21 protein-coding genes are annotated in these 25,147 nt (G+C 71.4%); 4 read left to right on the top strand and 17 right to left on the bottom strand.

Annotation, left to right across the window (positions count from 1 at the left end; genetic code table 11):
• Positions 1-1,183: 1,183 nt before the first annotated feature.
• Genes ACGFRG_RS23305 through ACGFRG_RS23320 form a run of 4 tightly spaced genes read right to left on the bottom strand, consistent with a single transcriptional unit; the run spans position 1,184 to position 3,864 of the window.
• Positions 1,184-1,342, bottom strand: a complete 159-nt coding sequence (locus ACGFRG_RS23305; RefSeq protein ID WP_361432600.1) for a DUF6760 family protein — start codon at positions 1,340-1,342, stop codon at positions 1,184-1,186.
• Positions 1,339-1,830: a hypothetical protein gene (locus tag ACGFRG_RS23310; RefSeq protein ID WP_361432598.1), complete on the bottom strand. Its 492-nt coding sequence runs from the start codon at positions 1,828-1,830 to the stop codon at positions 1,339-1,341. Before ACGFRG_RS23310 ends, ACGFRG_RS23305 begins: the two co-directional genes overlap by 4 nt.
• Positions 1,827-2,267, bottom strand: coding sequence for a phage tail protein (locus ACGFRG_RS23315; RefSeq protein WP_361432596.1), 441 nt, complete (start codon positions 2,265-2,267; stop codon positions 1,827-1,829). The genes ACGFRG_RS23310 and ACGFRG_RS23315 overlap by 4 nt, the downstream gene beginning before the upstream one ends.
• Before the next feature lie 34 nt (positions 2,268-2,301).
• The gene (locus ACGFRG_RS23320) at positions 2,302-3,864 is read right to left on the bottom strand and encodes a phage tail sheath family protein (RefSeq protein WP_393266739.1); all 1,563 of its coding nucleotides are present in this window, start codon (positions 3,862-3,864) and stop codon (positions 2,302-2,304) included.
• Between the two features lie 404 nt (positions 3,865-4,268).
• Between ACGFRG_RS23320 and ACGFRG_RS23325 the strand changes: the two genes are divergently transcribed.
• Positions 4,269-7,046 carry a DUF4157 domain-containing protein gene (locus ACGFRG_RS23325; protein WP_393266742.1) on the top strand — a complete coding sequence of 926 codons (2,778 nt, stop codon included), beginning with the start codon at positions 4,269-4,271 and terminating at the stop codon, positions 7,044-7,046.
• Positions 7,047-7,055: 9 nt separating this feature from the next.
• On the opposite strand, the gene ACGFRG_RS23330 is transcribed toward ACGFRG_RS23325, so the two are convergent.
• The 4 genes from ACGFRG_RS23330 to ACGFRG_RS23345 form a co-directional block, all read right to left on the bottom strand.
• The gene (locus tag ACGFRG_RS23330; protein ID WP_393266745.1) at positions 7,056-9,137 is read right to left on the bottom strand and encodes an AAA family ATPase; all 2,082 of its coding nucleotides are present in this window, start codon (positions 9,135-9,137) and stop codon (positions 7,056-7,058) included.
• Positions 9,134-9,838 (bottom strand): DUF4255 domain-containing protein, encoded by a 705-nt coding sequence (locus ACGFRG_RS23335; RefSeq protein WP_393266747.1) that lies wholly within the window; start codon positions 9,836-9,838, stop codon positions 9,134-9,136. The genes ACGFRG_RS23330 and ACGFRG_RS23335 overlap by 4 nt, the downstream gene beginning before the upstream one ends.
• The gene (locus ACGFRG_RS23340) at positions 9,835-13,005 is read right to left on the bottom strand and encodes a hypothetical protein (protein WP_393266749.1); all 3,171 of its coding nucleotides are present in this window, start codon (positions 13,003-13,005) and stop codon (positions 9,835-9,837) included. The genes ACGFRG_RS23335 and ACGFRG_RS23340 overlap by 4 nt, the downstream gene beginning before the upstream one ends.
• Positions 13,006-13,144: 139 nt before the next feature.
• Entirely contained in the window at positions 13,145-13,822 is a 678-nt protein-coding gene (locus tag ACGFRG_RS23345) for a LuxR C-terminal-related transcriptional regulator (RefSeq protein ID WP_393267223.1), read from the bottom strand.
• A 221-nt stretch (positions 13,823-14,043) separates the two neighbouring features.
• On the opposite strand from ACGFRG_RS23345, the gene ACGFRG_RS23350 reads away from it, so the two are divergent.
• Entirely contained in the window at positions 14,044-15,384 is a 1,341-nt protein-coding gene (locus tag ACGFRG_RS23350) for a hydrolytic protein (protein ID WP_393266752.1), read from the top strand.
• Between the two features lie 438 nt (positions 15,385-15,822).
• Here ACGFRG_RS23350 and ACGFRG_RS23355 read toward each other — a convergent pair whose 3' ends face one another.
• The 3 genes from ACGFRG_RS23355 to ACGFRG_RS23365 form a co-directional block, all read right to left on the bottom strand.
• The gene (locus ACGFRG_RS23355) at positions 15,823-16,761 is read right to left on the bottom strand and encodes a MerR family transcriptional regulator (protein WP_361432579.1); all 939 of its coding nucleotides are present in this window, start codon (positions 16,759-16,761) and stop codon (positions 15,823-15,825) included.
• A gap of 105 nt (positions 16,762-16,866) precedes the next feature.
• The gene (locus ACGFRG_RS23360) at positions 16,867-18,546 is read right to left on the bottom strand and encodes a PE-PGRS family protein (protein WP_393266755.1); all 1,680 of its coding nucleotides are present in this window, start codon (positions 18,544-18,546) and stop codon (positions 16,867-16,869) included.
• A gap of 259 nt (positions 18,547-18,805) precedes the next feature.
• On the bottom strand, positions 18,806-19,096 hold the full coding sequence (locus tag ACGFRG_RS23365) for a hypothetical protein (protein ID WP_361432575.1): 291 nt from the start codon (positions 19,094-19,096) through the stop codon (positions 18,806-18,808).
• Positions 19,097-19,183: 87 nt separating this feature from the next.
• Between ACGFRG_RS23365 and ACGFRG_RS23370 the strand changes: the two genes are divergently transcribed.
• On the top strand, positions 19,184-19,657 hold the full coding sequence (locus tag ACGFRG_RS23370) for a MarR family winged helix-turn-helix transcriptional regulator (protein WP_393266758.1): 474 nt from the start codon (positions 19,184-19,186) through the stop codon (positions 19,655-19,657).
• Positions 19,658-19,663: 6 nt separating this feature from the next.
• On the opposite strand, the gene ACGFRG_RS23375 is transcribed toward ACGFRG_RS23370, so the two are convergent.
• The 3 genes from ACGFRG_RS23375 to ACGFRG_RS23385 form a co-directional block, all read right to left on the bottom strand.
• Entirely contained in the window at positions 19,664-20,206 is a 543-nt protein-coding gene (locus tag ACGFRG_RS23375) for a hypothetical protein (RefSeq protein WP_393266761.1), read from the bottom strand.
• A gap of 113 nt (positions 20,207-20,319) precedes the next feature.
• Complete coding sequence (locus ACGFRG_RS23380) at positions 20,320-20,757, bottom strand: nucleoside deaminase (RefSeq protein ID WP_393266764.1); 438 nt, start codon at positions 20,755-20,757, stop codon at positions 20,320-20,322.
• A complete protein-coding gene (locus ACGFRG_RS23385) occupies positions 20,754-21,572 on the bottom strand; it encodes an LLM class flavin-dependent oxidoreductase (protein WP_393266767.1) in 819 nt (272 codons plus the stop codon). Before ACGFRG_RS23385 ends, ACGFRG_RS23380 begins: the two co-directional genes overlap by 4 nt.
• A gap of 93 nt (positions 21,573-21,665) precedes the next feature.
• Here ACGFRG_RS23385 and ACGFRG_RS23390 point away from each other — a divergent pair, with 93 nt between their 5' ends.
• Complete coding sequence (locus ACGFRG_RS23390; RefSeq protein ID WP_393266770.1) at positions 21,666-22,112, top strand: Lrp/AsnC family transcriptional regulator; 447 nt, start codon at positions 21,666-21,668, stop codon at positions 22,110-22,112.
• A gap of 130 nt (positions 22,113-22,242) precedes the next feature.
• Here ACGFRG_RS23390 and ACGFRG_RS23395 read toward each other — a convergent pair whose 3' ends face one another.
• The 3 genes from ACGFRG_RS23395 to ACGFRG_RS23405 all read right to left on the bottom strand — a co-directional run bounded on the left by ACGFRG_RS23395 (position 22,243) and on the right by ACGFRG_RS23405 (position 25,063).
• A complete protein-coding gene (locus tag ACGFRG_RS23395) occupies positions 22,243-22,647 on the bottom strand; it encodes a VOC family protein (protein ID WP_393266773.1) in 405 nt (134 codons plus the stop codon).
• Positions 22,648-23,018: 371 nt separating this feature from the next.
• Positions 23,019-23,189: a 50S ribosomal protein L32 gene (gene rpmF / locus ACGFRG_RS23400; protein WP_393266776.1), complete on the bottom strand. Its 171-nt coding sequence runs from the start codon at positions 23,187-23,189 to the stop codon at positions 23,019-23,021.
• A 1,211-nt stretch (positions 23,190-24,400) separates the two neighbouring features.
• Positions 24,401-25,063, bottom strand: coding sequence for a type III effector protein (locus tag ACGFRG_RS23405; RefSeq protein ID WP_361424247.1), 663 nt, complete (start codon positions 25,061-25,063; stop codon positions 24,401-24,403).
• Positions 25,064-25,147: the final 84 nt, after the last annotated feature.

Genomic DNA, 25,147 nt, shown 5'->3' on the forward strand with positions numbered 1-25,147 from the left:
TGCACGACGGGGAGCGTCGGCCCTGCTGCCGGAGGGGTGCTGGGAGAGGAGGTGGCCGTCCCAGGTGGGGTGAGGGGCAACGGGCGGGCGGTGGTGGGGAGTTCGGGAACCGGGGCTCCCAGGGGTGCTTGGCTCCCCGGTGGCGTCACAGCGGCCGCCCGCGCTGTCCGGGCGGCGGTGGGAGGTGGCGCCGCGGGCTCTCGCGCCTCCGGGGAGTCGGCCGGATGCGCTGTCCCGGCGGAGAGGGCGTCGGGCCGCAGCGCTGTGATCCGGCGGGCCGGTGCGGCGATCGGCCGGGCAACGGTCGGCGACGGCCCCAGGGGCTGGGGCCGCACGGTGGTGGTGCCGCGCGGGGTGTGCGGGTGTGTCGACTCGCCCGTGGCGGCGGCCCGTTGGACCACCGGGTCGGACGAGGTGGACTTCTTCCATGACGGTGGCGCGCCGCTGCCACGTGCGGTGCCGGTTCGTGCGACGGGCGTGCCGTCCGCCTTCGTCCCGGCACCCTGTGCGCGTGCCGGGGCAGGCGGCACCACCGCGACGCGCCGCACCGGCAGAGCGTCCGCAACGGTCACCGCGCGGCCGGGGTCGGCAGGTTGGACCACCTGGCCGGTGGAGCGCTGGAGCGATGGCGTCTCGCTCCGCCGTGAGCCGCCATCGGGCGAGTGAGCCAAGGGGCCGGTGTCCGGCCGCCGCACGGAGCGGGAACCGCGCTCCCGTGCCAAGTGCCGGCCCTCCGCGTCCGTGGGGGAGGCGTCATCGGTCGGGGAGACCTCTGGGCGCGGCGCCCGCAGGAGCAGCGGGCCGCCGTCGGCGTGCGGAGTGCTCGCTGTCGCCGGTCCCGCGATTCCGTGCACCAGGCCGACCGGGCCGGAGGGCAGCAGCGCGTGACCGAGGCCCGTGCCGAAGGACGGGTTCTGCCAGGAGGCGAGGACGGACCGGAAGACGAGGCCGTCACTGACCCCGAGCGGGGTACGGGCCAACGTCGGTGTCGGGGGCGGGACGCGGCGCCAGCCGCCGTCCCAGTCGCCGGGCACGGACCGGCTCGTGGCGCCGGGACCGGACCCGCCGGGGCCTCCCGGCGTCGCGGGTCCGCGGGCGCCGCCGGGCGTCGCGGCTACCGTTCCCGTTCCCGTTCCCGACGCGGCACGGTCGCGGCGCAGCCTGATCCGCCATGCCATGAGACTCAACCACCCTCGTTCATACGGGTGTTGATGCGGGCGATCTCGGCCACCCACTGCCGCCGCTCGGCATGCGTGAGGTCGAGGACCTCGGCGCGCTGCCAGTGGAAGTGGTAGGCGACGTACGCGATTTCCTCCCGGAGCCGGGGGAGGGCGTACGTCACGATTCCCCCAGGCGCCCACCCGAGAGGTCGACCTCGAAGTCTCCCTCGCAGTGCGGGCAGGTCACCGCCGCGCGGGTGTGGCCCTCGCTGTTGACGCGGCGGTAGAAGTCCTGGAGGAACGCGACGTCGGTGGCGTACATCCGCTCCACGATCCCCGCGTGCACATCCGTGATGGTGCCGAGCCGGGTGATCACCTGGCTCAGCAGCACCACGCTGAGGTATGCGGGGTTCTCCTTGACGCGCAGATCGATCTGCGGCCGCAGCTCGTCGCGGGCGGTCGCCAGGCGCATGGCGCCGTGCCGGTGCACGGTGCCGGTCTCGTCCACGTATCCGCGCGGCAGCTCGAACTCGAAGTCGGTGCGCAGCCCGTGCTCCTCGGGTGCCGTCGGGCGGGCGGCAGGGGGCGGTGACTGCTCGGATGCCGGGGCGGGTGCCGTGGCCTCCAGGATCTCGTCCAGGTTGCCCGCCGTGACCGTACGGCGCCTCATTCGACGACGATCTCCTCGAACACGATCGTGACGGACTCGGTGGCCGCGGCGGACTCACCGGCCTTGAGGGAGGGACCCTCCCACTTGGAGGCCCAGCCGTTCATCAACTGGATGCGGCGGACCGTCTCCCCCTTGGAGTCCTTGATCTCGATGGTCAGGTTCTGCCGCGCGGTGTCGACGGCACCGTTGTTGAGGGTCTCCTTGATCCATTTGGTGAACTCGCTGCTCTTGTCGAGTCCCCGGCTGATCGTGATCTCGCCGGCCTGCCGGGCGCCGGGCTGCTTGCGGATTATCTGCTTGCCCTCCGAGCTGACCTGCCGGACCTCGACGACCTCCTCCTCGACGGTGAGTCCGCTGATCTCCTGGATCGACTCGACCAGGTAGCCGCCGAGCTGCACGCCGAAGACGTGGGTGGAAAGAGCGTCGCCCTCTGCCATGACTGTCTGTCACCTTCCGTTGCGGACCCGCGGGTCACTCGTCGATGAGGCTGGTGCTGTCGGAGAACTGGGCCAGCCGGAACACCACGAACTCCGCGGGTTTGACCGGTGAGACCCCGATCTCGCAGACCACCCGCCCCTGGTCGATGGACTCCTGCGGGTTGTTGTCGCGGTCGCACTTCACATAGAACGCTTCGTCGGCCGTGCGGCCGAAGAGCGCGCCCCGCCGCCATTCCTCGGTGAGGAACGCGGTGACGTTGCGGCGGATGCTCGACCACAGCCGGTCGTCGTTCGGCTCGAAGACCACCCACTGCGTACCCAGCAGGATCGACTCTTCGAGGTAGTTGAACAGACGGCGCACGTTCAGATAGCGCCAGGCCGGGTCGGAGGACAGGGTGCGCGCGCCCCACACCCGGATGCCGCGGCCCGGGAAGGCACGCACGCAGTTCACACCGATCGGGTTGAGCAGGTCCTGCTCGCCCTTGCTGAGCCGGGTCTCCAGATCCACCGCACCACGGATGACCTCGTTGGCCGGTGCCTTGTGTACGCCGCGCTCGCCGTCGCTGCGGGCCCACACACCGGCGATGTGACCACTGGGCGGGACCGTCGTGTTGCGTCCGGCCGCCGGGTCGAAGACCCGCACCCACGGGTAGTACACGGTGGCGTACCGCGAGTCGTAGCCCGCCTCGTCGTTGCGCCAGTTGCGCACCTGCTGGGCGGTGAGACCGGGCGGGGTGTCCAGGACCGCGACCCGGTCGCCCATCTGCTCGCAGTGCGAGATCACCGCGAGCTGTACGGTGCGGACGCCCTCGGCGTCGATGTCGCCGCGCTGATGGGCGCCCATCAGGTCCGGGACGGCGACCATGGTGATCTCGTCGATGGCTTCCAGCCCGCCGAACCCGGTCCGGGCGGCGGCGTCGCCGACGTACTCGCCCGGATCCAGCCGGGACACCTGGCCGGCGGCCGGGACCGAGGGGGCGGCGGGCGCGTCGGGCACCGCCACGGTCTGACCGGCGGGCCGGGTCTGTACGGCCTCGCGCTGCTCGGTGACCTCGATCAGCTTCGAGGCGCGGACCTGGGTGACCACGAAACCCTTGACGTTCTTCCTGGTGGAGACGTCGTAGGTCTCCACCACCTGGTCGTTCTGGCGGACCAGCAGTTTGAAGCGGTCCTCGGGCGGGTTCTCGCCCTCCGGGTCCGCGATCTCCACCGACACGCCCGTGACACCGGGCCGCGCCGTGACCAGGAACCCGCCGAGTGCCACCGGCTCGGCCGCCCGCACCTCGCGGGGCCGGCGGTTGCCCTCGGCGGCGGGGGCGGAGGAGTCGTCGGCGGACCCGCCGATCCGTACCACGTACGCCGCGCCGCCGCCGTTGGAGAAGTAGCCGTAGACGGCGTGCGCGAGATAGGTGCCCTCGGTGAAGCCGCCGAACTGCTGGGTGTACTGGTCCCAGTTGGTGACGAGGGTCGGCTGGTGGAAGGGCCCGGTCTGGGCGAACCCGACGAACGCGGCGACGGCGGTGCCGACCCCTTCGATCGGGCGGGCACCGGACTGCACCTCCTCCACGTACACGCCCGGGGTGAGGTACGTCGGCATACTCGCTCCTTTGTGCTCCATCGGGGATCACCAGCGTCGGTGCCGAGTCTCGGCGGCCGGTGCGGCACGGCGACAGGGGCCCGGGGACCTGGCCAGGGGCAACCGCACTGCCTTCCCGGGCGCCTGGGGGAGCGGACGGCGGCCAACCGTCCCGGAGTGCGCGTACCAGCGCGCCACCGGGGTCCGTGCGCCCAAACGCCCGCCCCGGCGGCCGCCGTTCGGTTGTTGCGGCCGCGGGATCGGGCGCCGCCGGGCAGCGGGACTTCCCTTTAGGGCAACCGGGACGTCCCGTAACCGGCGCGTACACCCCTGGAACGCGTATCGCGGAAGTGAGAAGGTCACCGCACTGCCCTGGCTCATGTCCATGGCCGGTGCTCACCGCGTCGACGGGGGAGGCGTTCCCAGTGCGTGAAACCGCTACCGGCCGGGCTCGGTCGCAGGACTCGCCCGCGGCCTCGGCGCAGGCACGGCGCCGGGCCGCCGAGCCCGCCGCACCGGTGCCCGGGGTGCCGTTGAGCCCGGGGCAGGCAGCCGCGCTCCAGCGGTCGGTCGGCAACGCCGTGGTGTCCTCGATGATTCAGCGGTCACGGCTCCGCCCCGAGGGTGAGCCGGAGCCCGGCCGCGAGGGGAGCGCCGAACCGGTGCAGCGCTCCTCGTTGGTCCACGAGGTGCTGCGCGGCCCGGGCAAGCCCCTCGACGCCGCGGTGCGCACGGAGATGGAGGCCCGCTTCGGCGGTGCGGACTTCTCCGCAGTACGGCTGCACAGCGGGCGGCTGGCGCGGGACTCCGCCCGGGAGGTGGGCGCCCGCGCCTTCACCTCGGGCCCGCATGTCGTCGTCGGGCCCGGGGGCGCTGACAAACACACCCTGGCCCATGAGTTGGGTCATGTCCTCCAGCAGCGGCAGGGCCCGGTCGGCGGCACCCTCGACGACCGCGGGCTGGCGCTCTCGGATCCCGGCGACCGGTGGGAGGTGGCGGCGGAGAAGCAGGCACGGCGGGTGCTGAGCCGTCCGGTGCCGGTGCTGCGCGCGACGGAGCCCGGTGCCGTGCGACTCCCCGAGGCTGCGGCGCAGGCCGGGCCCGAGGAGGTGGCGGTGCAGCGGCTGTACTCCGACGACGAGGAGGACTACCTCGGCGACGACGAGTCCGATGCCGCCGAGGCGATGGCGCAGGACGAGGTCTTCCAGCAGCTCGTCCAGGACGTACGCGCCTGCACCTGTGATCCGGTGCTGCAGCAGGAAGGCCGGTCCACCCAGCAGGCCGTGGTCAGGTTCCCGCGCGATCAGAGCGGGGAGCGGGCCGAGCAGAGCCTTCGGCACATCTGTATCCGGCTCTTCAACTGCATCCGCTATCTGCACGATGTCGCGCGGCAGAACATGCCCGGTGCGGGGCCCGCCCCGGACGCGGACGGCGACACCGTTATGCAGGAGGCGTCGTCCGCGGCCGCCGCCCAGAGCACCGAGGAAGCCACGGCCGCCATGATGGCCGAACCGGGCGGGAGTACGAAGGCCGAGGGCAAGGCGGCTGCCAAGAAGAAGGGGCCGCCCCGCGAATCCGAGGTCCAGGGCATGCTGATCAACGGGCGCCTGGTGTTCGCGACCAACCGGAACCGTTCCATCACCCTGCTGATGGAATATCTGCGGGCTCAGTCCGAGGGCCGGCCCGAAGACGCGCCCGGCCTGGACCTGTCGCATCTGATGAACCGTGAGCCCTCGGAGCGAGCGCTGCGCGCGGGGCGGGCGACGCGGGAAGCCGACGATGTGATCGCCGTCAACCGGCGCGCCCGGTTGAAGATCCAGCAGGTGTACCAGGGCCAGCGGGCCAGCGAGACGGCCGCGGCGATGCAGCGCAGGGGTCCCGTCGTACAGCTGGAGGCACAGCCCACCGATCCCCAGGCGCTGGCCCGGCTGCGGGAACTGCTCACGGCCGACGAGCATCGGGGCGTGGTGATCCTGCTCAAGCACTCCACCGGGCCGCGCGGGAACACCGACGGCACCAAGCCGATGCACGCCGAGCAGAAACTGATGCTCGCGCTGGAGGCAGCCGACCTGCCGCAGGAACAACGCGGCGAGAAGATCGTGGTCCGCGGGGTGAAGCGGCCCTGCAAGGCGTGCTGGGCGATGCTCGAACACTACCGCCGGCGCGGCTTCCCGCTCAGCTTCAACCAGGACTTCGGCGCGTTCTTCCAGGAGTCGGCAGCCACCATCATGGAGCACCTCTCGCACGTGGCCCAGCCGCCCGGCGGCGAGGGCGGCGGCAACTGGATGTCCGAGCAGATCGTCACCAAGGCCCAGGACGGTACGCGCGTCTCCGCGTACTCCGGCGAACGGGCCCCCGTCGGCGCGGAGACGGGATCACGCGGCGGCAGGCAGACCAGGGTCACGGCCAAGGAGCGGATGAAGGACGGCAAGACCACGCACACGCATGCCGAGCACGGCACCGGAGGCCATGAGACGGTCTCCGACACCGATGTGGTCGAGGAGAGCGACGGTTCGTTGACGAGCACCTTCGCCGATCTGGACCTGAGCGGCATCCGGGGCGTCGTGAGTGCGGATTCCGGGTCGGAGGCCCCCCGGCCCAAGCCCAAGCGTCCCCGCAAGGAGCAGATAGACGACGACCAGAAGGCGATGCTCGACGAGGTGATGGGGGCGGAGTTCAAGGAGCTCCTGGCCGCCCGCCGATCGGCCAAGGCGCAGGGCAAGAGCAACGCGGCCCTGAACTACCCGCCGGCCCTGCTGGACGCGATCCGCAGGCTCGTCGACGAGCAGAACGTGTCGACGAACAGCATCGCCGGGCACCTCGGCGTGGCCCCCGGGCGCCTCAAGGAGACCGTGGAGCGCCGTACCGTCGGCAGCAAGAGGCCGCGGACGGACGACAACGAGGTGAGCTCGTCGTCGGCGGCGCCCACGAAGGGCGGCCGGACCAGGACGTTGGGACGCCCGTTGGACGACAACGGCAGGGATCTGCTCCGCAATGCCATGAGTCCGGAGTTCCAGGCCTGGTGGATGGCCATGCGGGACGGCATCGGTGACGCCGACGCGCGGCCGGCGTTCTCGGAGGCGATGGAGAACGTCCTGCGGCGGATGGTGGACGTGTACACCGGCAGCACCATCGGTGCCTTCCTGTACATCTCGGAACGCACCATGCGCCGTCGCATGGACAAGATGCGGGAGGAGCGGTGAGGGCGTCTCTCAGCCCGGCGTCAGAACCTCCTGTGTCCACGGCCCGAACTCGCCCTCCAGGACCAGGCGTCCGAGTTTGCGGTACTCCTGTGCCACCGCTGTCACCAACTGCCCCATGGTGAGCGGCTGTCGGCGCTCGGCCGCCAGATAGGCGGCCGTCACCGCGCACGCCCGGATCGAACCTCCGGCGAGTTCGAAGCGGTCCGCGCAGAAGCGCAGGTCCAGGTCGTCGGCGCGGGGCAGACGTGGGCCGAGACTCCGCTCCCACAGAGCCAGCCGCTGGGCGGCGTCGGGCACCGGGAACTCCGCCACCACGTCGAGGCGCCGGGTGAACGCCTCGTCCAGGTTGGCCCGGAGGTTGGTGGTCAGCACGGCGATCCCGTCGAACGACTCCATGCGCTGGAGCAGATAGGCGGACTCGATGTTGGCGTGCCGGTCGTGCGCGTCCTTGACCTCCGAGCGCTTCCCGAAGATCGCGTCGGCCTCGTCGAAGAGCAGCACCGCGTTGACCGCGGACGCCTCGGCGAAGATCCGTTCCAGGTTCTTCTCGGTCTCCCCGATGTACTTGTCGACGACCGTGGACAGGTCGACGACGTACAGGTCCATGCCGAGGTCCGCCGCGACCACCTCGGCGGACATGGTCTTGCCGGTGCCCGACTCGCCCGCGAACAGCGCGATCACCCCGCGCCCGCGGCCGCCGCCCGGCCGCATCCGCCACTGCCCGAGAACCTGCTCGCGGTGGCGGGCCCGCACGGCGAGTTCGCGCAGCCCTCGGTGGGTCGGCGCGGGCAGCACCAGATCGTCCCAGGTGACCGCCGGTTCCACCCGGCGGGCCAGCCGCGCGAGGCCCGCGCCGTTCTGCGCCCGTACGGCGGAGCGCAGGTCGTCCGGGGAGACCGGGCGGCCCGCCAGCGCGGCGGTGCGCACGGCGGCCCCGGCGGCGCGGCGCAGCTGCCCGCCGTCGAGCCGGTGCGCGGCGACCGCACGGGCGAGCTCGTCGATGTCGTTGGCCGCCGCCCCGGGGGCGGCCTCCTGTTCCAGGGCGTGGCGCCAGCGCGCGGCCTGTCGGGCCGGGGAGGGCGGGTCCACCGCGAGAACGACCGGGGTCTGCGCCGCCCACACCGGATCCCAGCCCTGCGTTCCATAGGTGAACAGGGGGGTGCCGCTGAGCGCGGTGCTGAACTCCTGGATAATGCGAGCCTGTTCGCCCGGCTGCGCGGGCAGCGCCTGCAGCGGGCCGAGGATGACACCGGCTCCGGTCAGCCGGGCCTCCAGAGCCGCCACCCGTGCCAGCGCGGGGATGCCGACCGGACTCCGGGCGAGCGCCGACGCGTCCACGGCCAGCGGACGCAGCCCGGCCGCGCGCAGGGCCGCGGCGGCGAGGCCCGGTGCGTCGCCGCCGCGATCGAGCAGGTGTACGAGGCCGGTTCCGGAGTGTGCCGCCGAGGCCGCCCGGCCGACCTGCGCCGCCTCGGCCGTCGGATCGTCCCCGGCTTCGGTGAGCACTCCCGCGAGCCGGGCGTCCGGCCCGGCTCCGTCCAGCAGATGGGCGATCACCCGGTCCGGGACCGCCAACACCCGTGACAGCACCGGGCGTTCGGGCTCGGTGAGCTCCACCAGGCCGCCGGAGATCAGGGGCGCGCCCGGGGCGAGCCGGAACCGGGCGGTGGACGCCGCCTCCAGTCCGCACAGCTCCAGGGCCAGACCGACCGTCGGCCGACGGCGGGACAGGTCGTCGTTGAGATAGCCGTAGAGACGCTCGAAGCGAGCGTCGAGGTCCGGCGCCACCGCGACCAGCAGCAGATCCGTGTCCAGCGGCGACAGGCCGAAGCGCTCGGCGAGCGTGCCCAGCGGGGACCCGGGCGGCGGGGGCGCCGGCGCGTAGCCGGGCAGGTCGAGGCCGCCCTGCCCCGCCAGGATCCGCTCCACGGCCTCGGGGGAGAGGTACTGGCCCCGGTACGGGTCGTCGGGGTCGGGGTCGGTGCGGCGGCGGGCCGCCACCGCGTGACGCACCCGCTCCTCGACGAGGCGCAGCCGTTCCCACAGGGCTTGGGCGCCGACGGCTGTGCCGGGTTCGACGGTGGACGTCACGGCTGGCGGCCTCCCCGGTGGCGGCGGGCGGGAGCTGGAAGCCGTTCGCGCGGTCCGGCGAAGCCCTCCGGACCGGGATCGTCGACCTCCTCGTACCGCAGTCGCCGTCCGGGTACCGGATCGACGCTCGGCCGGCGGGCGGCGGAGCGGACCACGAGGCCCTCGGTCACCGGTGCAGCCGTGGGGCGGCTCACCCCGGCGAGCGGCGCGCGCACCCGTACGCCCAGCGACGCCTTCAGTTCGCCGCCGAGCGCCGACCACACGTCGGAGGCGGCGGGGGCGTCGAGTCCGGTCCCGGCGGTGTCCAGGTCCACCGTCAGGCCGAGTGCGGCGAGGGTGCCCGTGAGCAGCCGAGGGGGCAGTGCGTCGGTCGCGGTCAGGCAGGCCAGCAGTTGCGAGAGCATCCGGTGCTCGTCCTGCGGGCGGCTCGCCCACGCGGTGACCAAGTACGTCAGCTCGAACCAGCGGGGCGGGGTGCGGCGGGCCACCACGTATCCGTCCGCGTCGTGGACCTCCCCGGCGCCGCTGCCGCGCCGGGTGACGTCCTCGCGGATGTCGTAGAGGAACACACAGACCGTGGGGGCGTTGCGACGCGCCGCCCAGTCGCGGGTGGGCGCGTCGAAGACGATCTCGACGCCGGACGCCGCGAGCGCGGATTCGCCGAGCAGCCCCTGGAGGGCTTCGTCGACCTCGTGGATCACCGGCGGGTCACCTCGTCGGGCGGCTGTACGGTGCCGCTGACCACCAGGAAGTCGGTCTTGACGGGCGAGAATCCGGGGCCGCTCGCGGTGATGGTGCGCGGTCCCGTCTGGTCCTTGCCGAGGATGAGCAACTGGCCGATGAAGGTGCCGTCCGGCTTGGGCAGGGTCGGTGCGGCGGCCGCGGTGATCCCGGGCTGCCAGGTGAACCGCACGGGTGCGCCCGGCGGGAAGTCCGTCCCGCGTACGGAGGTGACGAAGCCGGGTTTGCCGATGGGCGGAACCGCGACGATGCGCGGCTGAAGGATCCGCAGGGTCGCGCGGGCCGTGTTGTCGCTGGGGTCCGCGTCGGTGCCGGTCGTGGTGAGGTCGGCGGTGACGCGGGCGGTGAGCGCCCGGTCGGGGGCGAGGACCACCTGTATGACGCTGGAGGTGCCCGGTGCCAGGTCCGGCAGCGCGCACACCCACCCGGTGTCGCAGCCCGGCGGCGGCCCGCCGTGGGGGATCGTGGCGGGCAGGCCGAGGCGCAGTCGCAGCCCGGTGGCCAGGGCGTTGCGGCCGTTGCGCACGGTGTATGTCACCACGACCCGCCCGCCGACGTATCCGGGGTTGGGCTGAGCGGTGACGTGCACACCCGGTCCGGCCTTGGGCGCCGGGGGCGTGGGGGGCGGCGGCGCGGGTGGTGCGGGCGGCCTGGAGTAGGTCGGGCCGGGGCCCGGGCTGTGGGTGGGCGGGGGCGCCAGGCGCACCGGCACGACGGTCCGGGCGGTGTTGTCGGCCGGCTGCGGGTCGAGGACGCTGCCGGTCACCGACCAGTCCACCGGCTGTTCGCCGACCATGTGCCCGGTGAGCGTCACCGTGACCGGCACCGTCGCGCCGGGCTGCACCACGCCGACGTCGCACTGGAGGGACGCGGCGTCGCAGGTGCCGCCCGGCCGGCGGATCCCGGTGACCCTCACGCCGGGCGCCGGGGCGAGGGTCAGCCGGGTGCCGGGCGAGGCGGCCGGGCCGTGGTTGACGATGTCGACGCGGACATCGGTGGAGGTGCCGACGGTGAGGGGCGGCACGCCGGCCGGGGCCCGTACCGCGAGGTCCACCGACTGCTGCACGCTGGGTTCCTTCTGGCGGCCGGGCAACTCGTCGGTGAGCCAGGCCACTTCGCCGGTCGCCACGGTCACGACCTTCAGCCGTTCGGGGGAATTGGCGGGCAGGTGCTGGCGGGAGCTGACGATCAGTTGGGTGCCGTCCGGCGTCCAGGCGGCGTCGCGCGGCTGGTGCGGTCCGGTCTGTGAGGTGTCCGGGAGCTCCTGATGGCAGGCGTCGGCGGTGCCGTGCGCCGCCTCGGGCAGCAGGACCCGGCAGTCGTCGCCGGAGACGGACGTGAGGAGGATGCCGTTGCGTTCGTCGACGCGTCCGGCGCCGTTCTTGCGGTTGAAGGCGATCCGGCTCCCGTCCGGGGAGAACGCCGGGCTGTCGTCGATGACCGCGCACCCGCCGGGGCAGATGGCCGCGCTCAGGTCGTGCTGCTGGGCGAGGTCGGCGACCGGCACGGTCCAGATGTGCTTGCTGCCGCCCTGCCCGGCGATCACCGCGTTGCGGGTGAAGGCGAGGGTGGTGCCGTCGGAGGACCAGGTGGGCTGGGCATCGCCGGTGCGCTGCCCGTCCGGCGGCGTGATCTCCTTGCGGACCGCGCCGGTGGCGGCGTCGGCGATCAGGATCCGGCCGGGGCCGGATGCGGGGCCGACGCCGCCCGGTGAGGTCCGGGTGAAGGCCAGGTACTTGCCGTCGGGGGAGAAGGTGGGATCGGTGTCCCAGTCCCGGGGGCCGCGTCCGGCCAGGGGCAGGGGCGCCGGGTTGGAGCCGTCGGCGTCCACGGTCCAGATCCGCTCGATGCGTGCGTTCCAGGGGCCCTCGAACCGGGTGACGACGATGCGCCGCCCGTCCGGTGTGTAGTTCTGCCGCTCGGTCCACGGGTCGTGGTCGGGCGCCGGGTTGAAGAGCGGGTCCTTGGCCGGGTCGGTGTTGGTGTCCGCCGCCGGGTCCTCGGTCAGGAGGGGCAGCGCGAGGTCGCGCGGGTCGGCGCCGTCCATCCGTACGTCCTGGAGCGAAGCCGTGTGTGTGGTGGGGGGCGAGGTGCGGTCCACCACCACGTATCCGCCGTTCATCGGGCCGACCCAGGTGGGCGGGCCGACCGCGCGGTCCTCGCTGAGCACCAGCTCCGGGACCTCGGTGGACTGTGCGGTCGGCACCCGGAACACATGGTCCCAGTCGCCCTCGCAGTTGCAGGTGCGGTCCGGGCTGAGGAACAGCACCCCGTTCCCGTCGGGCAGCCACGCTGCCCCGTGGGTCCGCCACTGTGCCTGCGTGCCCGCCAGAAGCGGCCGGTCGCCGCCCTCGCCGCCGAGCAACCGCAGCCGCGGGCCGGTGGCCGCGTCGGCGGTGCCGGTGTACGCGAGAAGGCCGCGGTGCGCCGGATCGTCGACCGGGTTCCACACGGGTTCGGTGGCCGCTCCGCCAAGCGCCCCGGTGACCCGGGTCGCCGTGCCGCCGGCGAAGGGGCGTACGTAGATCTGCTCACCGGCCGCCGCGTCGCTGTTGCTTGAGTACGCCAGGAGCCTGCCGTCGGCCGACACGCTCGGGCACTCCTCGTCGGACGGCGTGTCGGTCAGCCGGGTCAGCCCGGTGCCGTCGGTGCGCACCAGCCACAGGTCGCGCTGCTGCCCGCCGTTCGGCCCGCCCGGCTCCGCCGAGTCGAACACCACCGCCGTGCCGTCCGGGGTGAGCCGCGGGTGGGCCGCGTCCCGGCCGCTGGTCAGTTTGCGCACCGACCCGTCGGCGGCGCGCAGGTAGATCTGCGGGTGCTTGTCGTCGCGGCGGCTCGCGAAGACCATCGTGTTCCCGAGTGCCGTCGGCTGGACGTCGAAGTGGGCAGCTCCAGGGCCGAACAGCGGCTCACTGTGGGTGGTCGTCGCCACCCGGCCCAGACTGTGGTGCCCGGTGCCCGCGTAGGTGACCCGGGTGGCGGCGGCCGTGTCGGCGGCCTGCGGCTGGGGGGCGGCGCCGTCCGGCCCGGCGGCCGCGGTCATCGCGAGCAGCGGGACCAGCAGCAGCGACGCGCCGCCGAGTCTGCCGAGCCGAGCCCGTCCACCGGGACCAGCGGTGCCGTTCACGGTCCACCTCGCAGTCTGGGAAACACCTGGGTGTGCCCTGCCACTGTGGGGTTCACCCGGAGTGCGCGGCAGGGCCGGCCGACCGTGCCCGGGGGAAACGGGGCTGCGCTTTCGGGCAGTGCCGGGGGCACGGCAGGCGTCAGATCAGCCCGTTGCGCAGCGCGTAGCCCACGGCGTGCGTGCGGTTGCGCAGCTGGAGGCGTGTGATGACCTCGTGCAGCACGTTCTTGACGGTGCGTTCGGAGTACGACGTCTTCTGCGCTATCTCCGCCGTGTCGAGCCCTTCCGCCACCAGGCGCAGCATGTCGGCCTCGCGCGCGGTCAGCGTGGACAGCGACAGGGCGCGCGGGTCGAGCGGTGAGCGCTGCAGGCTGCCGACGTGGGTCAGCAGTCTGCCCAGCAGGTCGCCCGGCAGGACACCTTCGCCGTTGGCCAGGGCGAGCACCAGGTGGAGCAGCCGGTCCTGGTCCGCCTCCGCGCGCCGCAGGACCGCCGCGACCCCGCACTCGATCACCCGTTGCAGTGCCACTGAGTCGAACGTGCCCACCACGAGACCGGTACGGGTCGCGGCGTTGCGCTGCAACCGGTGCAGCAGGGCGATCACTTCGTCGTCCACGACGTCGACGACCACGAGGGAGATCTCGGCCCCGTCGGCCTCGGCGTCGCCGACCAGTGCCACCTCGGGGCGCTGGCGCAGCTGATGGACGATGCCGATGTGCAACACCCTGTCCTGGGAGTACACGGCCACGGTCACCCGTCTGCGGTCGGCGGCGGTGGGGGTCGCGGTGGTGGTACCGGGCGAGGTGCGGGCGGTCATGAACGGGATTTCGTTCGCGAAGTCGGACATGTGGGCCTCGGCTTTCTCGGGAGCGGCAGGGCGGGTGGGTAGGGTGCGCTACGCGGCCGCAGCCGCCCGCTGTGCGCTCAACTCACTGTCCGGCCAAGGGAGGTGGCGCTGACCGTCCGGGGCAGGCCGACTGCCCGGGCGTTGCCCTCGTATCTCTGGTGACGCTGTGGCCCGAGGCCTACCGTCATGGCGTGACGCCATCTGCATCCTCCTCCGGTCCCGGAACGCCCGGCCTCGACCTCCCGGCCGTGACGGTGGCTCCTGGCGGGACGGCCTCGACCTCTCTGACCGTCCGCAACGACAGCGACATCGTCGAGGCGTACGACCTTGAGGTCGTCGGCGACTGCGCCGCCTGGACCACCGTGGAACCCGCGCGGGTCTCGCTCTACCCCGGCACCTCCGAGACGGTGACCATCCGTGTGCACCCGCCCCGGTCCCCGCAGGTCCGGGCGGGCGACGTGCCGTTGGGCGTGCGGGTGCTCCCGGCCGAGCACCCCGAGTCGGTCATGGTGCCCGAGACCACGGTGCATGTGGAGGCGTTCCGCGAACTGCGCGCCGAACTGGTCCCACGGCGCCGCCGTGGCTGGCTGCGGGGCCGCTATCGGATGGCCGTGCGCAACGAGGGAAACTCCCCGGTGCGGGTGTCCTTCACGCCGGAGCAGGCGGGGGAGGAGCTGCGTTTCGCCTTCACCCCCGCCGAGCTGAAGCTGGAGCCCGGCGAGTCGGCGGAGACCCGGTTGCGGGTGCGGACCGGCAAGCCGGTCTGGTTCGGCCGTCCGGTGGTCTGGCCGTTCACGGTACGCACCACCGAGACGGGGGTGACGGACGAGTCCCCCGAGCAGGCCGACCCGGTCGTACGGCCGCCGCTGGAAGCCGAGTTCGTACAGATCCCGGTGTTCCCCAAGTGGCTGCTGGCCCTGCTCGCGGCCCTGCTCGCGCTGGTGCTGGCCTGGTTCACGCTGGTACGTCCGGCAGTGCGGAGCACGGCGAAGGATGCCGCCGACGAGGTGGTCCGGCCGCGGCCCACGCCCGCCGGAGCGTCCGACGGGCAGTCGCCGGGGACCGGGTCCGGCAAGGGCGTGGGTGCCCAACCGGGTGGCCAGGGAACGAACCCACCCGCGGGCTCGGGATCCGGCGGCACCGGCGGGGAGCCGGGCTCCTCGGCCGGCGGGGGCCAGCAGAGCTCGGCCACCATCGACCTGCAGTCGTCCGCAGGACAGACAGAGACCGGTACCTATGCGGTGCCCAAGGGAAAGATCTTCGGCGTCACGGACATCGTCGTCGCCAACTTCCAGGGTGATGAGGGGGTGATGACCATTACCTTCGGCGACCGCAAGATCACCACCATCGCGCTGGAGACCTTCCGCAACCAGGACTACCACTGGGTCACCCCCATCAAGATCCCCGAAGCCCGCACCGTCACCGTGCAGGTCACCTGTGCGAAGCCGGGAACACCTGCCACCGGCCGTCAGGCCCAGCGGTGCCACGAAGTCCTGAACGTCAGCGGTGTGTTGAGCGACACCACGCGGTGATGTGACTCGACATCACATCGTTCACCTCGTGTGACGCAAGGGAAAGAGGGGGGATGTACACCGGCCGAAAATCGATACAGCGCGGAGCGCGGCCGGATTGCGTACCCTGCCCCGCCCGCGACCGTGACCGGTGCCTTTGCACCTGCGCACCGCTGCCTCGGCCACGGACGACAGCTGCGAACGAGTGGCCGATATCCCCCGGCGGCCTCCTCCGGTGCTCGGGCGGGTGCTCTGGATGAATGAGTCCATCATGTGTGTGAGCAGCGACGACGCGGCCCGTAGACGCTTGCTGTAGCCGGACCGGCCGGGCAGATACGGGAACGGATGCCGGAAGTCCCGTCCGGCTCGGCGCAGCCGGCGTCGCTCGCACTGACCGTGGACGCCCTCACGTCATGTCCGCAGGCGATCCTTTGATCCGGCCTGTCCCCAGCGCGGTGACTATGCGTCGCGGTCGATCCGCAGGGCCTGGATGAGCCAGGAGTACACCGGGATCAGGTTCGGTACCACCTGCCATCCGTTGACGATCCAGACGAGCCGCCAATAACGGTCGACCTTGGGATCGTGCGCTTCTTCGAACCTCTGGGCCATCCAGTCCCGGAACTCCTTGTCAGGAGCGTGCGCGAACACCTCGCTGAAGCGTTCCACGAGGTCGTCGACGATGGGTGCGGCCCTGTCGGTGAGTGGGTCGATGCCGCACTCCATGGCTTCGGTCACCTGCTGACGGGTAAAGGTCATCAACCCCTCGCCCGCCTCGGTCTCTATGGCTGGCGTATGCCCGGCGACCTGGTGCAAGGTCGTTCGGCGCATCCGGGTCCGGAAGTCGTCGTCGCTGACCAACTCGGCGATTTCCACCCAGGCGGCGACCTGCTCGCTGGACGGGTCGTCGGGGAGATCGGGAGTGGCAGCACGAACCATGGCCACCCCGGCCGGGTCGGCGTCCACCGTGCCGAATGTGCCCTCCACGAAGTCGTCGATCAAACGTCGTCGCTCCTCGACGGACAACTGCGTGAGCCTGTGCATAAGCGTGGTCTCCTCGGGATCGGAACCGCGTCCGGCCACGACTCGCAGAACACTCCGACGCAGTTGCAGCGCCCGGATCTGGACGTCGATGGCGTCGACGTGCGCAGCCGCGACTTCCGCCACCGAGAGCTCCCGGTCCATGACCCGCTGAATCGTGGCCAGGTCGATGCCCAGCTCACGCAGGGTGCGGAGGAGTTCCAGGCTGCGCAGTGCTTCGAGGTCGTAGAGCCGATAGCCGGCGGGACTTCGAGTGGTCGGCGCTACCACCCCCGAATCGGAGTAGAACCGGATGGTCCTCACAGACAAGCCGGTCCGCCGGGCCAGCTCCCCGATCGAGTAGAGGGTCGTCGCGTCCATGTCCCCTACTCTGCTGTCTCCAGTCACTGGAGACTCAAGGCGGTGGCACAGACGTGTGCCACCGCTCGCGGGAGCCTACTGCTACGAGCCCTTGACCCCGTTCATCTAGGCGCGCGGACCGGCCAGCTCCCGGTACAGCTCGCGCTGATCCGCCGCGTCCTGGGCCGCCGCCAGCCGGTCCACCCACTTCTGCTTGATCTCCTGAAGGAACGTGTACCAGTCCGCTCCGCCCATCTTGCCCAGGTCGACCAGACGCTGATTGTCCTTCAGCTTCCCGGCACCGATCTTGTCCTGTTTGTGGCCGTGCAGGACGGACTCGGGGTTGGCGGTGGCCTCCGTGGACCTGATGCCATGGTGGTAGCCGACCGGGCTGGGCGCGTGCGGGGCCACCGTCTCGATGCCGACCAGCAAAGAGCCGTCCTTGTCTGCGGTCGGTTCGGTGAACACCAGGAGCATGTGGCCGTAGGAGCCGTTGGGCAGGACCACGTCGCCGTTCCAGTCCTTGGTGCCCAGGCCGCCGCCGGAGAGGTTGGCGGCCAGCAGCTGCGGGGTGGCGACGCCGGGCGTGTACGCCGAGGCCATGTTCGTCAGTGACGCCCCGACCCCACCCTTTTCCGTGAACTTGCCGGGCGCGCCGGGCTTGTTCTTGCCGATGGAGGACCGGTGCGTCGCGAAATCGCGCTTGATGAGGTGCCGATGCGGGGTGCCGTTGGCGGTGGCTCCCAGGAAGTCCAGCAGCTGATGGGCGTTCTCGCCCTCTCGGAGCGCGGGAATGCGGATATTGACGCGTCCTCCGTGGGCGAGCGCCCGGACGACGTCTCCCTCGCGGTAGTCGGCGTGGGTGCCGTCCGCACCCATGATCTGCAGACCGTTCTGGAGGAGAAGCATGACGTTGGTGAGGATGGTCCGGGCGAAGTCGTCCCGCTCCCGCGTCTCCGGTGTGACGGACGTGGCCGCGGACTCGTGCAGCTGCTCCGCGCGCAAGCCCTCGGGGAAGAGGGTGTCGACGGTCGTCTCCAGGATCTGCCCGTCGCGCTCGGCCGCGAGGGCGGCCCGCTCCTCGTCCTCGCCGGGCAGTTCCTGTGTACGCATGAAGCGGCCGAGTGTGTAGGCCGGATTCGTCGGTACGGCGGCGCCCGGTCCCGGGGCCTGGCTGTGGAGAGCCAGGGTCGCGGCGAGGATGCGCCGCCCCGGGGTGAGCTTCAGCCAGTTCGCGTAGGTCGCGCGCTCCTGCTCCGCGGCCTCGCTCTGCGGTCGCTTCCCGCGCGCACCCTCGCCCCCACCGGCCTCGTCACGCATTCCCGCGGCGATGCGTCGACCCTCGGCCACGGTGCCGATGCCCACGCCGTTCAGCCAGGCGGCGTTGTGCTCCGACAGCAGCTCGATGTCGGCGAGTTCGTCCGGCTGGAAGGTCTTGCCCAGCACCAGCCGCCGCTCCAGGACCCACTGCAGACGGGTCTTCTCCGGCAGCCAGTCCTCCGGCCACTTCTTGTGCAGCTCCCAGAAGTTGAACTTGCGCTTCTTCTGCAGGGCGTTGGCCTCGATGGAGGCGCTGAGCCGGACCATCACCGCTTGGGGATCCCGGGAGCTCTGGAGGTCCGCCTCGTCGGCGGGACGCGGGCTCTCGTTCGCCCGGGCATCCGCGTCCGCCTCGTCCTGCCGCGCCCGCTGGACGGCGGTCGCCGCCGCGCGATTGCCGGACGTACGCTGCAGGGCCGCGATCTCCGGTGAGTTCGGCCGTCCGGGGCCGCTCCCGGTGCGGACGGGTTCCTCGGTGCTCTGCACAGCCGACGCGACACGTACCGATGGTGCCCGTCGGCTGCGCTCGGTCTCGCCGTCCCGGCGTCCGTACACCCGCGCCCTCCCGCCGCCCTCACATCCCGTACATACGAGAGTGGGGTCCGCCCTCTGCGTGCCTCAAGGGCCGCCCGGGCACACAGGAGGGGCAACATCCCTGCCCTCCGAGGACGTCGAGGACGGGCTCCGCTCGGGCGGCGGTTCGGCACGCCACGGTGAGCGGGGTGGCGCCGGTGCACGCGCCGCGCTACGCGGCCTCGGCGAGGATCCGCTCCACTGCCGGGGAGCGGGGCTCGAAGACGTCGAGGAGGCCGATGGTGCGCAGGGCGGGAGCGAGTTCTCGCATCTGCGTGACGACGGCCGTGTGCTCGGGAGTGCCCTCGGTGAGGTCCTCCAGTCGTAGGGCGTTGGCGACGAATGCGGCCACCGACCCCTTGCGGACGGTCAGTCCGTTGATCGCGGTCGAGTCGATCCCCTCGGGCAGGACGTCTTCGGGGCGTACGGCGGGCTGGTTCGGGTTCGTGGAGGAGTGCGACATGGCCATCCTTTGCGTGTTGAATGCACGTGCTTTCTGCACGCATTCACGCTAGCAGGACTCCGTGCTTTTTGCACGTATCATCGAGCTGTGAGTAAAACGACGCATGACAGCGCGTCCGCCGCACGGGTGGCCGCGGCCATCGGGGCGCTGACCCTGCGGGCCACCCGTGCCGGGCTCTACGGTCGGCTGACCTCCGGGGTGGCGGGCGTGGACGCCACGACCTACCCGGTGTTGTCCGGGCTCGCCCGCGTGGGCCCCGCCACCGCCACCAAGCTCGCCGAGGCGATCGGTATGGACCGCACGGTCACCACCCGCTATGCGACCAGGTTGCAGGAGGCCGGGCTGATCACCCGTCGCCCCGACCCCGCTGACGCCCGCGCCACCAGGCTGGCCCTCACCGATGAGGGCGAGCGTGCGATCGCGGCGTTGCGAGGGGCGATGGAATCCTTCCTGGCCGAGGAGATGGCGACGTGGCCGCCGGGTGAGGCCGCCGCCTTCGCCATGCGCCTGGAGCGCCTGACGGAGTCGCTCGCCCAGCGCGAGGCCGACCGCTCGGGCTGATGCGGATCAGTCGGTCGATCCCCGGCGCTGTGCGGTGCGATGGCGTCGGTGGTAGGAGATCGTGACGGCTGCGGTCAGCGGGCCCCAGAGGACCAAGGGCTGGTAGAGGATGCCGACGACCAGGTTTCCGGTGGGTGTCATGTCCTCGTGCGGATACGTCCACCACCACGGGACGTTGGCCCAGATCATCGTCAGAGCGACCGCGCCGAGGGCGGCGGGGACGACAGCGGCCATGGGGCGAACCCTGCGCCCGCCGATCAGCGGTATCCAGCGTGGGACGACCTCGCCCCACGGCCGTACCAGCCCGGTGGTCAGGAAGGCGACCAGCTCGCTGAGCACGCTCAGGGTGAGCATCCACGCCTTGGCCCAGGGTGTATCGAACGAAACGAAGCCGTCCTCGGTGTAGCCGGCGGGGTAGCCGAGCACCATGGCGATGCGCCACAGCCCGCTCGGCAGCACGATCAGCGTGGTCAGGTGCGCGGCCCGGACCGCCCAACGGGGCGGCGCCGCCACGGAGGTGACGGGGGGCAGGGGCGAGTGAACACTCATGTGACTCATGTGACTCATGGACGAGCGGCCTTACGTGACTGGATTCGGTGACAGACAAGGCGGTTCATCGGCAACGGCCGAGTGTTGCGGCAGTGCGCTGCGAGGCGGTGTCGTCAGTGCGGCCGGTAGTAGGTGTCGATGGGGACGCGTGCCTGCTCGAACAGGGCCGGGCCGCTCTCGATCACTGTCGGCCAGGCGCCCGACTGCGGGTTGAGTTCGATGAGTTGCTCGGTGGAGAGCGCGTAGACGACCCGGCCGATGCCGGAGCGCAGGAGCCCTCCGGCGCACATGTCGCATGGCTGGCAGCTGGTGTACAAGGTGGTGCGGGCGGCCGTGTCCGGGTCGAGTTCGCGTGCTGCCCAGCGGGCGAGTTTCAGTTCCGGGTGGGCGGTGATGTCGTTGTCGCGGCGCACGGTGTTGTGGGCTTCGGCGAGGACCACGTCGTCCTGGTCGGCCAGTAGGGAGCCGTAGGGTGCGTCGCCCAGGGTGATGGCCTGGGCCGCGATGGCGATCGCGCGCCGCAGGAGTTCTTCGTCGGCGGTGGTGATCACGAGGACGTCCTCCAGTGTGTGGCCACGGTGGTCAGTGCGTGCCAGGCCGTGTCGGGCCGACGGGTTTCCTCGGGATCTCCGTGGTACGGGTCGAGGACGACGGTGTCGGCACCGAGGCGGCGCAGCTCGTTGAGATCGCCGAGGATCTGCTCGATGCTGCCGGTGCCCGCGGGCCGGTCGGGGGCGTCGATCGGTATGGTGGTGAGGCGCAGGGAGATGCGCGGCGCGAGGGCCGGAAGCGAGGAGTCGGTCAGGGTGGAGCGCAGCCAGGAGAGGGTGGGGCGCAGCGGGTGCCAGGCGTCGCCGAACCTGATGGCGCGTCGGATGGCGGCTTCGCTGTTGCCGCCGACCCAGATGGGCACCGAGGCGGTGTGCCCGCCCGCCTCCTCGCGCCAGGTGTCGCGGAGGGTGGCCAGGTATTGGTCGGTCAGCCTGCCGCGTTCGGTGAACGGTACCCCGAGCGCGGCGAATTCCTGACGTGCCCAGCCGACGCCCACGCCGAGCACGAATCGGCCGCCGCTGAGCTGGTTGAGGTTGGCGCCCATGCGCGCCACCAGCAGCGGATGCCGGTAGGGGAGGACGAGTACGGTCGTACCCAGCCGCACCCGGGTGGTGATGCCGGCCAGCCAGGACAGTGTGGTGAAGGGCTCGTAGAACGGCTCGGGGTACCGCCCGGCGATATCAGGGGTGATGGCCACATGGTCGGACACCATGAGGAGGTCGAAGCCGAGCCCTTCCACGGTCCGTCCCCACTCGCGCAGTATGCCGGGGTCGGTGCCAGGCCCGAAGTTCGTTACGTTGACGCCCAGTTGCATGATCGGAGGCTATCCCGGTGATCACGAACAGCGGAACCATGTTTTCCTGGTGATCACGGCATCCTTCCGTGGATCTGCCGGTAGAGTCGCGTAATGACCGGGAACCTTGACGACGTGGACTGGGCGATCATCGACCAGCTGCAACAGGAAGCACGCATCTCCCTCAGCGAGTTGGGGCGCCGCGTGGGCCTCAGTTCATCGGCCACGACGGAACGGGTGCGCCAGCTCGAAGCGCGGGGCGTCATCTCCGGGTACCACGCAGTGGTCGACCTGGGCAAGGCCGGCTATCCCGTACTCGCTCTCGTACGGCTGAAGTACCCGGGCAACCGCCACCAGCCGCTGCGTCGCCTGCTCGCCGAGCGACGGGAAATCCTGGAGTGCCTGCGCACCACGGGCGACGACTGTTACACCCTGAAGGTGGCCGCGACCTCCATGGGGCATCTGGAAACGCTCATGGACGAGCTGGCCGGCTTCGGCAGCACGACCACCAGCGTCGTCTACAGCCAGACGCTGCCGTATCGCGGGCCCAACCGGCCCTGACCACACAGGCGATGCGGCTGCGCGTGCCGCGCGCACGCCCGCAGCCGGTCGTGCCGCCCGACCGGCCCCGGGGACTCCCCGGGGCCCTCGGCGGCGGCCGGGTGAGCCGTCGTGACGTATCCGCGCGGGGTCAGCTTTGGATGGCGGTGGGGTCCATGTAGGTGACTTCCCAGTGGTGTCCGTCGGGGTCCATGAAGGAGCGGCCGTACATGGGTCCTTGTTCCATGGTGTCGTTGGCGGGTGTGCCGCCGCTGGTGAGTGCTGTGTCGACGAGGCGGTCGACGTCTTCGCGGCTGTCGGCGCTGAGGCAGACGATGGATTCGATGGTGGTGGCGGTGTCGGCGATCTGCCGCTTGGTGAAGCCCTGGAAGAAGGGTTCGGTCAGCAGCATCGCGTAGATGGTGTCGCTGATGACGAGGCAGGCGGCGTTCTCGTCGGTGAACTGGGGGTTGAACGTGTAGCCCAGCTTGGTGAAGAAGTCCTTGGAGCGGTCGAGGTCTTTCACCGGCAGATTGACGAAGATCATGGTGGGCATGTCGGGCTCCCTGGTGGGTGGTGTTGTTGCGTACGGGGGGTAGACCGGGGCCGGCACGAAAACTCATCGCCGATCCGGCTGCGAGCTTCCGCGATCCGCGCGGCTGATCCGGCGGCAAAGGGTGTCTGTCCCGGCAGTACGGCGATGACCGTCTCCAGCGGCGGACAGCCCGGTTCGGTGCAGGCGAGCTGCCGGATCACCACGGCGGTGTCCTCGTCGAGTCCGAGCAGGGCCCGCACGGTTGCTCTCAGTTCGCTCAGGTACGGCGCCGCCGCGGGCCTGCCGCGGCGGAATTCCAGGGGCATGACGGTGACTCCAAGCATCTGCGGCGGGGGAGGGATGGGCCGATGAGGGCGAGCCCTCCGGCAGCCTCAGCCCTCGGGACGGAGCAGGCCGCGCTCGTACGCCTTCGCCAGCCGTTGCGGCACCAGATACACGGAGCCGTCGACCGTGACCGGCACCAGTTGGGGCGTGCTCGCCTTCCACTGGGCGCGGCGGTGACGGGTGTTGGAGCGGGACATCTTCCGCTTGGGGACGGCCATGGGAAAGGAACCTCCATCGTCGGTACGCGACGAGACCTTACATGAAAATGATTACCAAGTTTAATAGAGGGTCGTTGCGTGCGGGGTGCGGTTCACGGGGGCCCGGGGAGGGCTTGCTTCGAACGCGGTCGGCTCGGCGAACGGCCCCGAGGCTCGCGCAGCCGGCACGGCCGCGACTGATCGGCTGCCCCTGCCTGCCCGGCATCTACGCCTCGCCGGGGCGAGAAGCGGTGCGTCCCCGTGCCGTGGGGGAGACCTCCGACGGCTCGACGATCGAGACGTCACGCACCTGCGCTACCGGGTGTGCCGACCCGGGGAGGCCGCGTGAAGGCGCCCTTCGTCTCCTACCGCGTCGCCGACCTGGACCGCTCGCTCGGTTTCTACACGGCCCTGGGCTACGTCGAGCTGGGCCGGGTCGGGGGTGGCGACGCGGGTCACCTCGTGATGCTCATGGGGACCGGTTTCGACCACCTCGCGATCCAGGTGGACACAGTGTCCGCCTGGACACCCCAATTGCTCCCGCGACCCGATGGGCGGGTTGGACAGCAGGTGGGGGGTGGAACGCATCGAGGGGCCCTGGTGCCATGTGGCACCAGGGCCCCGAAGGAACTGCTACACCATCGGCCGGCCTTGATACTGCGCCGACCTTCTGTTTCCGCGAGCCCGGCCTGAACGGCGCCGGGGCTGCGGGGATCGCGGATGCGTGACCGGAGACCACCTCACTATCGATGTCCTGCGGTACCCGGACCTACAACTGCTGGCCCGGGCGATCCTGATGGCGCTCAACTCCTCCGTTTCTCTCCCTCTGAACCAATCACTTGCGGAACTGCATACTGCTGGTACTGCGAACTGCACTTGCTGAACTGCCACTTGCGTTACTGCGGTACTGCTCGCGGCGGCCCCTGATCACTGCGGGCCACCCGGTCCGGTCGTCAGTCCCGTCGCCGTCCTGCAACCGCTTGGCTTCGACACTCCACCACCGCACCGTCCTGCACATGCGGGTACTGCTGCCCGGCAGTTCGTTCTGCCGGGCTCTGCTTGATCTCGGCTACGAGAGAAACCATAACGACGCCACCACCCAATGTCTACTCCAGCCGACATAGATTTTCTCGTGTCCGACCGTGAGGCAGTCGGCTTCGAACGGACCAGGAGTGGCGGCGGCCCGGAAACCGGTCGGCATCTGGACGGGGCGGCTGAGCGCATTGCTGTCGTTACGGGTGGCTGGGCCGGTCGGGGTGCTGGGTGGCGGGCCCGATGAGGGTGTCCAGCTGGGCGGCGAGGCGGGGATGGGCGGCGGTCAGGTAGGGGCGGGTCGCGGCCAGTGGGCTGACGAGGGCTGCGGGGTCGTCGTGGGCGAGAGCCGCGTCGAGGTGGCCGAGGGAGGTGCGGGAGGCCGGTGGGAGGTCGGTGAGGGCGGTGATCTGCCCGGCGAGGCGGCGCAGGGCCGCGGCGTTGTCGCGGGCCCAGGCGGTGTGGGTGCGGTCGGCGGCGCGGCGTTCGCGGGTGGCCTGGACGCGTTGTTCCGCAGTGGTTCCGGCGGGTCCCGGGCGGTTGCGCAGGTAGCGGCGTTCGGCGGCCTGGCGGCTGGCGACGCCGAGGGGGTGGGCGAGGTCGGCCCAGCTGGCGCCCGCGTCGCGGGCGGTTTCGATCAGGCCGGTTTCCCACCCGGCGAGCTGCTCACGGACCTGCCGCAGTAGTAGCAGGGAGGCCAGGGCCTGCTCCGGGCCGGCGCCTGAGCCGGCGGGGTCGGGGGCCTGGCTGTTGGCGTCGTGCAGGGCGTGGTCTATCGCTTCCAGGGCCGCCGCCGCGGCCAGGAACGAGGCCGGGCTGGGCGTGTCGGCGCCGACGGGGGGCGGCTGGCCTGCTGCTGTCACGGGAAACCCCTTTCGGCTGTCATCCTTCCGACGACAAGTTGTTTGTCATCCATTGGATGACATGCTACAACGGTTTCAGTGAAG

This window comes from Streptomyces sp. NPDC048696, from assembly GCF_043198895.1.
Taxonomy (GTDB): Bacteria; Actinomycetota; Actinomycetes; order Streptomycetales; family Streptomycetaceae; genus Streptomyces.

Bases quoted from the DNA above. Each gene is read 5' to 3' on its own strand.
- ACGFRG_RS23310 (WP_361432598.1), bottom strand. From the start codon at position 1,830: ATGAGGCGCCGTACGGTCACGGCGGGCAACCTGGACGAGATCCTGGAG.
- ACGFRG_RS23315 (WP_361432596.1), bottom strand. From the start codon at position 2,267: ATGGCAGAGGGCGACGCTCTTTCCACCCACGTCTTCGGCGTGCAGCTC.
- ACGFRG_RS23320 (WP_393266739.1), bottom strand. From the start codon at position 3,864: ATGCCGACGTACCTCACCCCGGGCGTGTACGTGGAGGAGGTGCAGTCC.
- ACGFRG_RS23345 (WP_393267223.1), bottom strand. From the start codon at position 13,822: ATGACCGCCCGCACCTCGCCCGGTACCACCACCGCGACCCCCACCGCC.
- ACGFRG_RS23355 (WP_361432579.1), bottom strand. From the start codon at position 16,761: ATGGACGCGACGACCCTCTACTCGATCGGGGAGCTGGCCCGGCGGACC.
- ACGFRG_RS23365 (WP_361432575.1), bottom strand. From the start codon at position 19,096: ATGTCGCACTCCTCCACGAACCCGAACCAGCCCGCCGTACGCCCCGAA.
- ACGFRG_RS23375 (WP_393266761.1), bottom strand. From the start codon at position 20,206: ATGAGTGTTCACTCGCCCCTGCCCCCCGTCACCTCCGTGGCGGCGCCG.
- ACGFRG_RS23385 (WP_393266767.1), bottom strand. From the start codon at position 21,572: ATGCAACTGGGCGTCAACGTAACGAACTTCGGGCCTGGCACCGACCCC.
- ACGFRG_RS23390 (WP_393266770.1), top strand. From the start codon at position 21,666: ATGACCGGGAACCTTGACGACGTGGACTGGGCGATCATCGACCAGCTG.
- ACGFRG_RS23395 (WP_393266773.1), bottom strand. From the start codon at position 22,647: ATGCCCACCATGATCTTCGTCAATCTGCCGGTGAAAGACCTCGACCGC.
- rpmF (WP_393266776.1), bottom strand. From the start codon at position 23,189: ATGGCCGTCCCCAAGCGGAAGATGTCCCGCTCCAACACCCGTCACCGC.